Consider the following 14241-nt stretch of genomic DNA (forward strand, 5'->3'; position numbering starts at 1 on the left):
GCTTCAACTCCACTTCAAAACCCACGCCAAGGACATAATCCGCATCAAGCGCCAGCACCCAGTCGGAGCGGCAGGCATCCACGCCGAAGTTCCACTGCGTCGTGTGATCATCGAAGGCGCGGACTTCAAAGCGCACATTCGGAAACTGCGCCGCGATCTCATGCGTAGCATCCGTGCTGCCGCTGTCCAACACCACGACTTCACGCGCCCAGGTCAGCCGCGCCAGTGTGCGCGACAGATTCGGAGCCTCATTGTAGGTGAGGACGAGGGGCGTGATGTCATCGAGCTTCATGCCTTGGGTTTGTCCACACTGACGATCATGGTCATCCACAGCCAGGGCAGACGTCCGGCACCACGAAACTGCATGTTTTGAAAACCAGCCTCGGACAGCAGCTTCCACAGCGTCGCGCGGCTCCAGAGCTTGATGTGGCCACCATCCCAAAGCGGGTCCCAATGCTTGTCCCAGCCGCCGGTGAGGGCGATGGCGAGGTTCTTCAAGTAACCGTGATAAGGCGTGGTGCAGATGAACCGACCGCCCGGTTTCAGCGCGGCAAAGGCACCCTTCACATAAGGACGCGGTGCGTAGAGATGCTCCACGACCTCCGTGCTCACGATCACATCAAAGGGCTCCACACCAAGGTTCTCCAGGATGTGGTCATCGGCTCCCATCACCTCAAAGCGAGCGCCTGGATGCGAACGCCGCGCGATCTCAATGCCCGAAAGACTGAGGTCGATGCCCGTGACCTCGCAGCCCTTCGCAAGGAATTGCCCGCAGGTGTAGCCATTGCCGCAGCCCACATCCAACACACGCAATCCCGGCTTGATCTCACCCACGAGGTCAAAGACATGCGGCATGAAGTGGCGATGCATGTGGGATGCCTGGGAATCGTGAAACTGGTAGTCGCTGCCTTCAATGCTCATGCGTGATTGGTTTGGGAAGAGGAAAGTTGATCGTAGAGCTTCAGCAGTCGCACTGCCATGACTTCGCTAGAGTAATTTTGCGCCGCCGCACGCGCACTGGTGGAGAATCTGTGCCGCAAGCTGCCATCTTTGATGAGTCGCACGCATTCGCGGGCAAGAGTATCAGCATCATCCACGGGCGTGCGGATGACTGCGTCACGGCAAACTTCATCGCAAGCGAGAGCCACGCCTGGAGTCGTCACGCAGGGCAGCCCCGCAGCCATCGCCTCAAGAAGGGCGATGCCGAAATTCTCCGAACGCGATGGCAGAACGAAGAGATCAGCACCAGCCAGAGCCGCCAGCTTCCGTGTGCCCGATACATGCCCGGTCCAAATGACCGACGGCTCGATGCCAAGCTGCTTCGATTGTTGCTGCAATGATTGCTGAAGCGCCGCATCTCCATCACCAGCCACCATGAGCAGCGTCTCCGGGCACTCGCGATGAACCTTTTCAAAAGCCTCCAGCAGGACGGGCAGCCCCTTCTTTTCATCCAGACGCGAGAGAAACAAAATCACCATCTTCCCCTCTGCCTGCGGCCATTCACGAGCCAGTGCTTCACGCGGTGGGAGTGAGCTGAAGCTCGTGAGATCAATGCCCAGCGGCAACACCACAGGCGGCGGAGTTAGCCCGAGAGGCGCAGCTTCGGCAGCTTCCTGATCACTCGTGTAGTGGATGGCCGCCGCGCGATTCAGCGCAGGTTTGTCGAGCAGGCCAAAGGACAATGCCTTCACCCAGCGGCGACGATTCTTCATGCCCCAGGCATTCAGCACACCGAGCGGACGCACGATGTAAGGCACGCGAGCCAGTCTGGCAGCCAAGGCTCCAGCCAGTGTGGAGAAGGAGAAGACGGTGTGAATGTGGACCACGTCATACTCCCGCGCATGACGGCAAAGCCAGCGCAGCAGTGGCAGCGAGACTTTATAAAACTCCGTCTGCTTCGGGAAGTAGAACACGCGAAAACCATCCGCATGAGTCACGGGCACACCATGGGTAACGCCACTGATCCGACGACCCGTGCCATCATCATCCGTGCATGCCACATCCACACTCACGCCAGCCTGCGCCAACCCACGCGCCATCTCAGGCAGCGCCTTGCTCGGTCCGCCCTGCGAGGGCGAGAGCGATGGGATGACATGCAGGACCTTCATCAGCGAATCCCCAGACTCTTGAGACAATGCTGGAGCACAAAGACGCTCCACTTCTGATACCAGTTCGGCATCGAGACAGGCGCACCAGCCGAGGCTTTTTTGAAAGCATCCCCCCACTCGCTGCCGAGCCACTTTTGATACGGGAAGAGAAATCCCCGCTTCTTCTGATTCACCACCCACTCCGGCACCTCCGGCACGGCATCCGTCAGCAGCGCTTTGTGTCCGCGCATCCGCTGTGCCGCTGGGATCTGAGTTACCTGCTCCACAAGCATTCGGTCCACGAAAGGCACCCGCAACTCCAAGCCATGTGCCATACTCATGACATCGCTGTCACGCAGAAGCTGGTTCCGCATGTAGCGGGTGAGTTCGAGTTCGCTGATGCGGTTCGCTGTTCCCGGTTCGCTGTTCTCTGTTGTCTGATCCAACTGAGAACTGAGAACTGAGAACTGAGAACCACTTCCCGAAATCCACCGCGTGAGAACCTCCGCCTCCCCCTTCGAGAAAATCCCCCTAAGCGCGCCAAACGCATCCTCCACCGCCCCTGGAGAACGCAGGAAGTCCGCCAGCCGACGATGCTGCGGCTTGCCATACGGCAGCAGGCCCATCATGCCGGGAAGCCGCCGCAGGATGGGATGCCAGCGGAGCATTTTCGGGATCTTCGTAAAGCTGGAGTAGCCGCCGAACAGCTCATCGCCCCCGAGACCACTGAGCACGACCTTCATGCCATGCTCTCGGGCCAGCGAGGAGACGGTGAACGTGTTCAATCCGTCGATGGTCGGTTGGTCGAGGTGCCCGAGGAAGCGCTCGAAGAGCCCACGCGCCACGCCAGCATCCAGCCGCATCTCATGATGCTCCGAGCCGAAATGCTCCGCCGTGCGTCGGGCGATGGCGCTCTCGTCCGCCGCCTCGTCATCGACGGCGATGGAGAAGGTGCGGATGCCCTGATGCCCGGTCTCATTCGCTAAAGCCAGCAGCGCTGTGGAGTCGATGCCACCGCTCAGGAAGATACCCACCGGCACATCACTGACGAAGTGATGCCGCACGCTATCAATCAAAGCCTCACGCGTGTGAGCCACGGGATCTGCGATGGCGGTGCTGAAGTTGAAATCGAGCTGCCAAAATGGTCGGCACACAGGCTCTGCGTTCGGTTTCCATATCACGAGATGCCCCGCATCCAGCATCCGCACCTCATTCACCAAAGTCATCGGCTCCGGCACCGTGCCTGTCTCGAAATAGCGCTGCACAGCGGCGGCATCCAGCGTGGGCTGGAAGAGGCCGCTGGTGGTCAGCGGTCGCAGCTCAGACGCGAAGGCCAGCGAGCCTGCCGCTTCATGAAAATAGAGAGGTTTGATACCGAGCGGATCACGCGCCAGCAGCGCCTGCTGCTTGTCCTCATCCCAAATACAGAAGGCGAACATGCCGCGCAATCTCTCCACCATTGCCTCGCCTTCATCTTCATAGAGGCGGAGCAGCACCTCCGTGTCGGATTGGGTGCGGAAGCTGATGCCGCGACGCTCCAGTCGAGCACGCAGCTCGCGGAAGTTGTAGATCTCCCCATTGAAGCAAATGGCCCGCCGACCATCACGGGAAACCATCGGCTGATGCCCCCCCGGCGAGAGATCGAGAATGGACAGCCGCGTATGCGCCAGCCCGATACTGCCCTTCGAATTCAGCCAAAGCCCCGAGTCATCCGGCCCTCGATGATGCAGCGCGATCTGCATCCGAAACAGCCGCTGCCGCAGCACATCCGCGTCAGGAGAGCTTTTGAGGATGCCAGCGATGCCACACATGAGTTTAGGAGGGTAGCAGCTCGCGCAAAGCCTGCTGCAAGTAGCCACGGAAGGCTTGCTGCCCGTAAAGCTTCACCACTTCACGATGCAGCGTCTCCGGCTCATGCAGCCAGGGTTTGTCATGCTGACGGCGGAAGAAGCTCAGAATGGCGGATGCAATCTGGGCGATGTCTCGCGGCGGGACGATGAATCCAAGCCTGCCGTGGTCGATGGCCTCAGGTGAAGCGTCCGCATTTCCGACGAGGCATGGGCGACCACAGGCAAGGGATTCGAGATAGACGATGCCGAATCCTTCGCCTGTGCTCGGCATGACATAAAGATCGGCAAGGCGGTAGTGGTCGGCGAGTTCGGCTTCGGGAATGAAGCCGGTGAAGGTGACGTGCTTCTCCAGGCCCAGCTCAGCGCAGAGCTGGCGGAGACGCGGCTCATCGTCGCCACGGCCACCGATGATGTAATGCAGATCAGGCAATTCGCGGACCAAGGATGGCATCGCCCGCAGCACTTGGTCCTGACCTTTGTAGCGCTCGCTGGCCGAGAGTCGTCCTACGGTGAGGATGACGGGCTGATCTGGCTTCAAACCATAGCGCTGGAGCAATGCAGCTGACTTCGGCCCTGGGGTGAAGTTTTCCTCACGAAAGGTATCTGGCACGACACGCATCCGAGACATGGGCACGTGAGCCTCTCGGTGGATGACATCACGAGTGAAAGCACTCACTGGCAAAATGCCCGTGGCCTGACGAAGAGCTGCGCCGAAGCGTCCGCCCATCAGTCCCCATGTCTCGATACCATGCGCGGCGGTGAGACAGGGAATGCCGAGTCGGGTGAGCGGTGCCAGCGCCTTCATGAAATGCGGATGAGTGGCGAAGATGAAATCAGGTCGCTCTCGCAGCGCCCACGCAAGTCCAGCAGCGGCAAAGGCGAGTGTGTGCAGTTTCCCACGCCAGCGACCAAAGGCATGAAGCCCGGTGTCTGGGTCGGACTGCGCATCGTTCTTGCTGAAGATGCGCAGTCGAGCCTGCGGGTAGATCTCACGCAGCGCCTGCACGCAGCAGGCGGAGTAATGCTGGATGCCTCCAGTTTCCTCGATGCCGCTGACCCAGAGGTGGATGGATTTCATGCGCTGCCGGATCTGCCAGTCATCACTGGATCAGAAGAGCGTGTAGATGAATGGAGCTGCTGCGGTGCCTCCGAGGATGAGGAGGAGGCCGATGCTCAGCAGCACGAGAAGCAATGGGATGAGCCAGAATTTTTTGTTGTGCTTCAGGAAGTGGACGAACTCGGAGATCAGGCCGGATTGGCCGGACTTTCCAGCTTGTTCGAAGGCGTTGTTTTTATCTTCACTCATGGCGGATGGCTTGGGGTTTAGAATTGATGGAAGTAGCGGCGGGGATCGGTCGGCTGACCGGCATCGAGCCAGTAGGTGGTGGCTTCTTTGTCGAGAGTCTTGCGGATGGGCTTCTTCCCGCAGGCTCGGAGGATCAAGCCGAGACCGGTGACAAAAATGTAGTAAACAGCAGAGAGGATGACATTCCCCATCACGAGGCCGATGCAGCAAGCGAAGCAATACCACACGACATAGAAGGGCCGGGCGATGACGGGCAGGATGAAAAACAGCACCCCCAGGCCTGCACCGATGCCAGCAACTTTCGCTGCGGTTTCCAGATGCCATTCTCCAGAGCTGTATCTGCCGATGATGAGCCAGAAGAGCGCAAGGCACGGGAAGCCGATGATGAGGCTTTTGCCGAACGAGCGACGCTCGGCAGTGTCGGGGTTCCAGTTTACTTCTTTGAATGGATTGATCACGGTTGGAAATGTGGGCGGAGTTTAATCAGAACGCAAGGCAGCGAGAGGCTCAAGTAAGGGACTGAGATGAGGCCAGGTGATGTCGGCAAAAAGGGCGTGGCCTGCTTCATTGAAATGCAGATCCACGGGAATGCGGAAGGGGGCGAGGTCACCTTTGGCGGCGGCTTTCAACTCAGCAGACATGTCCACGAAGGGCACACCGAGGCTGGCGAAGAAGGCCGGTGCGGCGGTGACAAAGGCGCGGTTCATGTCGTCTTCTTTGTCTCCGATCTTTGGCGACCAATGAACCTCGCCGAGACCGACGTTGATGACGATGAGCTTGGCTTGATGCTGCTGGCACCATCGATTCAATCGAGTGAAGAGCGCCTGGGCTAGGCGAACTCCATCGGTGACAGCTTTCTCATCGGGTGATGCGGCTGGAGCAGACTCGTGTCCAGCATTGAGGGCTGCACGTCGGGCAAGTTGGAGGAGGTGGCAGTGCTCCAGCATCCATTGATAGGCCGGCAGCTTTCTGACGATCTGCTTGAGCAGTCGCTCGGAGTTTTGGCGTGGTGCTGGCTTGAGTGTGGCTTCATCCTGCCAGGTCCAAAGTCCACCTTCTTGGCTGCGGCGGATGTCATCGAAGTTCAGAAAGACGACGACGGCTCTGGGAGCCAAGGTTTGACCAAACTCCTCGACGAATGAGACATACTGCGCCGTGCCCCAGCCTCCGGCACCGCCATTGAGGAACTCGCAGTTCTTGGCGCGTGCGGCGAGCTGTGAGACGAAGCATCTCTCCTCTTCCACGAGCCAGCCGAAGGTGTATGAGTCGCCCACGCAGAGAACGCGAGGCTTGCCATGGCCGAGAGGACCTCCGCGCAGGTGTTGATCATTGATCCGGTAGCTGACGACGCGCTCGCCAAACTGATGCTGGGCGACTCGGCCTGCGTCGTTGATGCGGTTTCCTGCGGGTGAAGTGACACGCCAGGCGCCGCTGAGGTTTTGCGGAGCGATGCAGCGCACGGCGAACTCGCCGATGAGTAGGGCGATCACGAGAGTCACGGCAACGAGTGCCGCCTTCGCGATCATGGCGCGGACTTTGCCCATGTTTAATCCAGACTGAAGCTCTCCATGTACTTCTTCCGCGTCGCTTCATCGAGTTGCGGCTGGTCTTCGCGAAGCAGAACGGCGTTTTCCAGCACGAGTACATCCATGTCGCAGGCGAGGAAGCAGCGGTAGGCGTCCTCGGGCGAACAAACGATGGGCTCGCCACGCACGTTGAAGCTGGTGTTGATGATGACGGAGCAGCCGGTCTGGCGCTTGAACTCCTTGATGAGGCGATAGTAACGACCATGGCGCTCTTCATCCACGGTCTGCACGCGGGCGCTCATATCGACATGGGTCACGGCGGGGATGGTGGAGCGCGGGACGTTCACGCGCTTGCGCAGATCAGGGTCCTTCATGAGCGCGGCCTGCTCGGGCGCGAGATCGATGTGCAGTTCCTTTTTCACCGGAGCCACCATGAGCATGTAGGGGGAGTCGCGATCATGGTCAAAGTAGTCCTGCACATCTTCACGCAGCACGCAGGGGGCGAAGGGGCGGAAGGACTCGCGGAACTTCACACGCACGTTCATCTGCGACTGCATCTGCACATTGCGCGGATCACCGATGATGCTGCGGCAGCCAAGTGCTCGCGGGCCGAACTCCATGCGCCCCTGGAACCAGCCAACGACTTTGCCTGCGGCCATGTGGCTGGCGACGTTTTGAAGAAGCTCGGGCTCGGCCTCAAAGTAGGTGTGAGTGATCTTCCGCTCATCAAGGAAGGCGCGGACCTCGGTGTTCGACCATTTCGGGCCGAGGAGTGAGCCTTTGATGGAATCCCGTCCGCCGGGTGAGCGCGGGTTGTCCAGCAAATGATAGTGAGTGAAGAGCGCCGCACCGAGAGCGCCACCAGCATCACCGGAAGCGGGAGTGACGAAGATGTCCTCAAAGATGCCAGAGCGGAGCAGTTTGCCATTGGCGACGCAGTTCAGCGCGACACCACCAGCGAGGCATAGATACTTCGCCCCAGTGAGTTCTTTGGCATGACGCGCCATGCGCAGGACAGCTTCTTCGGTGACTTTTTGCACGGAGGCGGCGAGGTCCATCTCACGCTGGGTGATGGCGCTCTCGGCCTTGCGGGCAGGGCCGCCGAAGAGTTCGGCGAACTTGTCGCAGGTCATGGTGAGGCCTTCGCAAAAGCTGAAATAGCTCATGTCCATGGCCATGGAGCCGTCGGCTTTGAGGTCGATGAGTTTCTCCAGGATGAGGTCCGCATACTTGGGCTCACCATAGGGGGCGAGGCCCATGAGCTTGTACTCACCGGAGTTCACGCGGAAGCCGCAGAAGTAGGTGAAGGCGCTGTAGAGCAGACCGAGCGAGTGTGGGAAGTGCAGGGCTTTGATCAGCTTGATCTTGTTCCCCTTGCCGTGGCCGATGGTGGCGGTGTCCCACTCGCCCACTCCATCAAGCGTGAGGATGGCGGCTTCATCATACGGCGATGGGAAGAAGGTGCTGGCTGCGTGGGACTCGTGATGGCTGGTGAAGGCGATGGGCTTTTTATAGCGGCCTTTGAGCGCCTTGCGGATCTCGCGCGGGAGATGGAGTTTTGTTTTCAGCCAAAGCGGCATGGCCATCATGAACGAACGCAGCCCGGCAGGTGCATAGGCGAGGTAGGTTTCGAGCAGGCGGTCGAACTTGAGCAGCGGCTTGTCGTAAAAGACCACGTAGTCGATCTGCTCCGGCGTGAGTCCAGCCTCGCGCAGGCAGTAATCGACCGCATTCGTGGGGAACTCGTGGTCGTGCTTGATGCGGGTGAAGCGCTCTTCCTGCGCTGCGGCGACGATGTCACCATCGACCACCAAGGCGGCGGCACTGTCGTGATAGAAGGCGGAAATACCGAGGATCGTAGGCATGGGAAAAATCAAGGAGCGACTGGTGCGCTCGACTTCGAAGCAGGGAGGGAAAGAAGGGTCTTTTTCAACTCCTCGGCCATCACATCAGCACCCAGGCTGGTGACGTGGACGCCGGAGGAGATGAAGCACTCTTTGCGTTTCGGATGAGCTTCGATGACAGACGCGGCATCGCAGACGGCGACGCCTTCTTCACGCGCGATCTGAGCTACTCGCTCGCGCCATTCACGAATGCCGAAGCGCTTGTACCAATCGTTGTCGCCATTGTCGCCAAAACGAAGGACCACAGGCGTGGCCCCTTGTTCACGGATGAAGGCGATGTAGGCGCGGAGGGAGTGATCCAAATTCGCCATGACATAGGGATGCTGGGAGGGGTGATTCACCGGACGCTCCACGATGTCTTCGACGTGGTAGGCGGCGGTCGCCTGCTGCTCGAACATGCGCTTGATGTAATAATCCCAAACACGGACCAAGGCGCTGTTGCGCTTCCAGAAGCGGGCTTGGTCGAGTTTCTTCGCGGGCTCGCCCCACTTCTTCTCCTTGAGCAGGCGATCCAGAGCCCCTGGTTCGTTGTTTTCAAACTGCTCCGCCGACATGCCTTCGTTCACGCCGGTGAAGATGACGACGACATCAGGTTTAAGCTGTGGGATGACCCTCTTTCCCAGAATGAACTCATGGCAGAGGGAGAAGCAGATTTGTCCGCCATTAAGCACCTGATCCTTCTCGTGGCCGGAAAGCTGACGGAGCTTGTTTTGCAGCACCGTGGGCCAGGCGTCGTCCGTTTCGAGATTGTAGCAGAACGTGGTGGAGCCGCCTGAGCAGTAGATGCGGGTGGAGCCTGGGGGCTTGACGTCCGGCACGTCCTCACGATTACGCAGGCCGAAGTTATTGAGGATGCTGTTCGAGTTGTAACCGTGAGGCCGATGAGTAGCACCGAGCTCCGCGTCCCCCACGTAAATACCGTAGCTCTTGCCGGGCACGCCATGCTTCATATGCATGACCACCCGAGCGGCGATCTCCCCAGCGAGGAGCAGCCCGACGATGATGATGGCAATGGCGGCGGCGGCAAAGAGGAGTTTTTTGCGCAGGGTCAGGATTGGAGCTGTACGAGACATGGTGAAACGGGCTGCCACGCTTGGGCGCGGTCTGGGTATTGGGAAAACTAGGCTCGACGCGAGTGGCCACGCCTCACCGCCCAGGGACGGGCAAGAGGAGGAGTTCCTGCCCGGGCGGCATCCTCGGCCGTGGTGTAATAGGCAGCGAAGAAAACCCGGTGAATGGCAGTGACGAACACAAAGGCGGCAGCCATGCTCGCCACAGCAGTGGCGACGTTGCCCGCGACATTGAGCAATCCTGTGGCGGGCAAAAGCCACCGCCCAAAACTCCAGTAGTCTCCAGAGGCGAGGTATTGCCCGGCGCGCAGATCAAACCAACGCAACATGAACCCGATCACGAACACGCCGGTAAACACGCACCAGCGGCCATAATTGATGAAGAATTCCATGATGTGCCCGATGCCCACGCTGGTTCCTTTGGGGAAGGTCAGACCTGTGAAGTGAGCCACCATGCCGCTGGAGCCCGCCATGCTCGGTTTGTCCGGCCATAGAACACGCGGAATCCACGCGGTGGCGGCCACCCAGAGGGTGTATCCCCTGGCAAACTCAACTCTCCCGCGCCCAATGTAGCCCGCACTCACGCCGACGAGATGATTTTGATTCAGCCGAATATCCAAGGCCTCCAGATGATAGTTGTTCGTGAGATCCAACAGTTCGAAGTTAGTTGCCAGATTGGCGATCTGATCAAAACGCGAAGACATCTGCTGCTGGCTCCACACCGATTCGCGGATGGCATTGCGTTCGCGCATGTAGTTCACATAGACGGACATACCGCCATACATGAAAAAAAAGAGCACCACAATGGCCAGCCACCTGGGACGGTAGAAGGACATTACAAACATCCAGACCGTAATCACACTGGCCGTGCCGAAACTCATGAATCCGAGGAAAATGAGGGTGATGAAAGGGAAGGCGATGGAGGAGCCGATCAGCCACCAGTAAAAGCGCACACGATCCCCAGCTATCCACGCCTGCCAGCAAGCAGCGCAGACAGCCACCATCGAGAGTGACACTCCCGATGAGCCGATACTGCCAAGACTTGGGATCAAGCGCATCACGGGGGTTAGCACAAAGAAGAAAAGAAGAGACATGACCAGGAGAGTCCCCGGTAGTTTCGAGTTGATGACGGGCATCAGGCGCAGCGCCTGAAGACGAACTTTGGTGCCGATGCATGGAGTCGCAAAAAACCAACTGAGCACGAGCCCAAGCAATCCAATGGTGGTGATTTCAAAGCCCATCTGAGTCGCCTTCAGAGAGGCTTGATTGTCGATCAGGACTTGAGATTTTGGCTGATAACCCGGCATGGCATAGGCGATGGCTCCAGGCACATAAAGGAGCGATGTCGCGAAAGCGTAGCAGAGGGGCAGACCCACTCCAGGCCGCTTGCTGTACCATGTGGCCAATAGCAGGATGAAGCTTAAACCTGCCCATATGTAGAGCAGCGTTTGGAGGGATTCCTTGGAGATGGGGAGCATCAGGAGAAAATTGGGAAGATGCGGACGGTACGGGTTTGGCGGGAAAAGGGCAATCTGCTTTTCCCGTGCTCTAATCGAAATAGGACGGGGCAGAGTGCTCAGACAGACCGTCCGTGACTGCTGCCGACCTGTCTGCAATGCTGCACAAAATCTGCCGCCGCATCCTGCCAGTCACGCGAATCAGTCATAGGGTCTGACTGGCACAGCATGTCGGCGGCTTCGGATCTGTGAGACTCGATCCAGCAAAGTTTTTGCGCCAAGGCTGCGGCATCTCGAGCGGGAAGAATCCAACCACCCTCACCATCACGCATGACATCCGCAGCACCGGAATTCGGGGTGGCTAGCACGAGCAATCCTGCCGCTGCAGCCTGGGGAAGCACGGCAGCGAGGCCTTCTTCGATGGAGGGCAGGACAAACACATCCGCCCAGGCGTAGTGATCCTGCAATTCACTTTGGGAAACTCGCGGGATGAACTCGATTCTCCCTCGTGCTTTTTCAGCCAAGGGTGCCGCTTCATTGGCCACCGTGCCGACGAAGCGAAACTGAAAACGATCCTGCGGCAGTGCATCAGCCATCGCGACGAGGTCGAGAGCGCCTTTGCGATGGGAAAAGGTGCCCACGTTCAGCACTCGCAGAGGTGCACCGGAGAGCAGCCTCTGCTGCCGTGCCTGAACGATTCCGGGTGTGGCGGCGAAGTCAGCCACATGCACGGCGGAGACCATGAGCCGCACTTTTTCTGGCGGCAACCCGGCTTCGAGGAAAGTCTGTCTGGAGAAGCTGGAGAGGACGATGATGGCATCAGCGAGAGCATACTCGCGCTCCTCCCGGCGCATGATGGCCTCACTGGGTTTGCCGATGGCGCATCCGGTGCGGGCCTCTTCCTCATGCAGGAGATGCCATTGCTTTCGGATGTGCGTGGAACCACGAGCCACGAGCCGCGCTCCGGACACACGTTCACGCTCCAGATACTCTTTGGACACACTGCTCCAGGTGTAGGTGGCATCCCAGCGCTCAGCGGTGAGACGGCGTGCCAGCCAGGAGCCAAACCAGCCATGCATGAGCCCATCGAGACCGGGCACCTTCTCGAAAAGACGCAGCCTTTCAGCCAGACGCACCGCCATTCCATGCAGGGGAAACCCACGCACCCGTGCTGCAGGAATGCCGAAACGAGCAGCGATAAAGGCCGGATAGTTGGTGAACACCGTCACGTCATGCCCCAGTTCCAGCAGGCCCGCCGCCAGACCAAAAGCATGAAAGCGCCCATGGACGCCAATGCCGATTTTGAGCAGCTTTCCCATCAGTGTTCCTGACTCACTCAGAGGCGGTTACGAGTCTTGAAACGGCTCCACGCCAGGAGCTTCCATACCACAGGGAAATGCTGGAAGATTTCACGGGCAGTCCAGGCTGAGGCTTTCTTGCAAAGGACTGGTGGCAAGTGCTCTGCGAAGCGTTCCTGACTTTCCACGAGGATCGCCTCCCGCAGGCCGGAGTAGTTCGCCACCAGCCAGAGGTAGCGCAGATTCATGGTGAAGCCGAGCTTCGGACGCTGGACGAACCAGGACGGCCAGCCATGCAGCAGGCGCTTGAGCAGAGGCTTCAGCACCGGGTCCACCGCCAGCATCGAGTAGGGCAGACTGCGTGCGTAGGATACGAGATCCCAGTCCAGTAGCGGGCACCGCATTTCCACACCCTGCTCAGCCGAGGCCCGGTCCACTTTGGTGAAAGAGTGCCCCACCAGATGGTCCGTGGACATGGATCGGCCCCAGGCACTCATCCATGACGGCAGTTCCGGCCCGCAGGGGACATGAACACCACAGCTTGCATCCGGGTCGGCACTCGCCGCCATCTCCTCATGAAGCCAGCGTTGCGGAGTCGAATAACCGAGGAAAAATTCATCGCCCCCCTCTCCAGAGATCAAGATCAGGCTATGATCAGAGACCGCATGCACCAAACGCCACAAGGGGAAGAATGAGATCATGCCCAGGGGCTCATCCTGAATGTCGAGACAGTCGATGATCGACGAGGAGAGGGCGCGGAGTTCAGGCCTGATGACCTCGATCTTCTTCCCGAGGCGCCAAGCTGCATAGCGCGCATAGCGCTCATCATTGGTGAGCGGCACCAGCGCCCCCAGCGTCAGCACCTTGAGCGGTCTCTCCAGTCCTCCGCGCCTTTCGATGCGGGCGGCCATCATCGTCACCACCGTGGAGTCGATCCCTCCTGAGCAGAGCACCGCCGGGCTGGGATTGTCCTGCAGGCGACGATTCACCGCACGCTCCAGGAGACCGTCGAGAGTTCGCACCACTTCGTCGAAATTCTCCCCGTCATACACTCGCTCCGGCTTCGGGCACTGACGACGGCGGCTGACTTCGTTCCCTGCCCAGTCCAGTTCCACGATCTCTCCGGGCAGCACAGGCTTCACCTCTTCCCACACCGCTAGATCCGGGCGAATAAAGCCTTCTCTCCAATAGCTGTCTGCCGCCACCTGAGACACACTCCGAGTACCTCCACAGACGAGCGACATCGCCTGAAGACTGGAGCCGAAGCAGACCTGCCCCTCCCACCTTGCCAGATAGAGCGGCTTCTTCCCCACGGTATCGCGGGCCAGCCAGATCCGCCGGGCTCGAGTGTCCACCAGCGACAGGGTAAACATGCCTTTCAGCAGGGAAAAACCCTCCACACCATGCAGCGCGTAGGCCGCGAGAATGACTTCCGTGTCAGACTCGGTGCGGAAAGGGTAGGCCGCGAGTTCACGGCGCAGTTCGCGGAAATTGTAGATCTCGCCGTTGAAGATCAGTACGAGCCCGCGCGCTTCATCCAGCATCGGCTGAGTCGCTCGCGGGTCAGAGTCCACGATCGCCAGCCGGGTGTGCAGCAGCTCGACTGCCTTATCCTCCGAGCGCCAGACCCGGTGCGAATCAGGCCCACGACGGCCTAGAAAATTCAATCCAAGTTCAATGTCTCCTCCCGAGCTGGAAGTGGCGGTTTTGATTCTACCGAGGATGGCGCACATGAGTAAAAGG

13 protein-coding genes are annotated in these 14241 nt (G+C 59.4%); all 13 read right to left on the reverse strand.

The features are described 5' to 3' along the window. The coding region (locus tag AC6FTP_RS08290; RefSeq protein ID WP_497206440.1) for a glycosyltransferase at positions 1-292 on the reverse strand (292 nt) is incomplete at its 3' end. After that, complete coding sequence (locus AC6FTP_RS08295; protein ID WP_497206441.1) at positions 289-921, reverse strand: class I SAM-dependent methyltransferase; 633 nt, start codon at positions 919-921, stop codon at positions 289-291. The genes AC6FTP_RS08290 and AC6FTP_RS08295, both read right to left, overlap by 4 nt. Continuing rightward, positions 918-2108, reverse strand: a complete 1191-nt coding sequence (locus AC6FTP_RS08300) for a glycosyltransferase (protein ID WP_497206442.1) — start codon at positions 2106-2108, stop codon at positions 918-920. Before AC6FTP_RS08300 ends, AC6FTP_RS08295 begins: the two co-directional genes overlap by 4 nt. Next, complete coding sequence (gene asnB / locus AC6FTP_RS08305) at positions 2108-3898, reverse strand: asparagine synthase (glutamine-hydrolyzing) (RefSeq protein ID WP_497206443.1); 1791 nt, start codon at positions 3896-3898, stop codon at positions 2108-2110. The genes AC6FTP_RS08300 and asnB overlap by 1 nt, the downstream gene beginning before the upstream one ends. A 4-nt stretch (positions 3899-3902) precedes the next feature. Beyond that, positions 3903-5015, reverse strand: coding sequence for a glycosyltransferase (locus AC6FTP_RS08310; RefSeq protein ID WP_497206444.1), 1113 nt, complete (start codon positions 5013-5015; stop codon positions 3903-3905). A gap of 30 nt (positions 5016-5045) precedes the next feature. Beyond that, complete coding sequence (locus AC6FTP_RS08315; protein WP_497206445.1) at positions 5046-5243, reverse strand: DUF5989 family protein; 198 nt, start codon at positions 5241-5243, stop codon at positions 5046-5048. 17 nt (positions 5244-5260) lie between these two features. Then, positions 5261-5701, reverse strand: coding sequence for an SxtJ family membrane protein (locus tag AC6FTP_RS08320; RefSeq protein ID WP_497206446.1), 441 nt, complete (start codon positions 5699-5701; stop codon positions 5261-5263). Positions 5702-5722: 21 nt separating this feature from the next. Beyond that, positions 5723-6787, reverse strand: a complete 1065-nt coding sequence (locus AC6FTP_RS08325; RefSeq protein ID WP_497206447.1) for an SGNH/GDSL hydrolase family protein — start codon at positions 6785-6787, stop codon at positions 5723-5725. A gap of 2 nt (positions 6788-6789) precedes the next feature. Next, entirely contained in the window at positions 6790-8634 is a 1845-nt protein-coding gene (locus AC6FTP_RS08330; protein ID WP_497206448.1) for a carbamoyltransferase family protein, read from the reverse strand. A gap of 8 nt (positions 8635-8642) precedes the next feature. Continuing rightward, positions 8643-9746, reverse strand: coding sequence for an SGNH/GDSL hydrolase family protein (locus AC6FTP_RS08335; RefSeq protein ID WP_497206449.1), 1104 nt, complete (start codon positions 9744-9746; stop codon positions 8643-8645). Between the two features lie 47 nt (positions 9747-9793). Continuing rightward, positions 9794-11221, reverse strand: a complete 1428-nt coding sequence (locus AC6FTP_RS08340) for a hypothetical protein (RefSeq protein ID WP_497206450.1) — start codon at positions 11219-11221, stop codon at positions 9794-9796. Between the two features lie 98 nt (positions 11222-11319). Continuing rightward, positions 11320-12519 carry a glycosyltransferase family 4 protein gene (locus AC6FTP_RS08345; RefSeq protein WP_497206451.1) on the reverse strand — a complete coding sequence of 400 codons (1200 nt, stop codon included), beginning with the start codon at positions 12517-12519 and terminating at the stop codon, positions 11320-11322. A 17-nt stretch (positions 12520-12536) separates the two neighbouring features. Beyond that, the gene (locus AC6FTP_RS08350; protein WP_497206452.1) at positions 12537-14231 is read right to left on the reverse strand and encodes an asparagine synthetase B family protein; all 1695 of its coding nucleotides are present in this window, start codon (positions 14229-14231) and stop codon (positions 12537-12539) included. Positions 14232-14241: the final 10 nt, after the last annotated feature.

Origin of the sequence: Prosthecobacter sp., assembly GCF_044378005.1 — a bacterium.
In the GTDB taxonomy this organism is placed as follows: Bacteria; Verrucomicrobiota; Verrucomicrobiia; order Verrucomicrobiales; family Verrucomicrobiaceae; genus Prosthecobacter.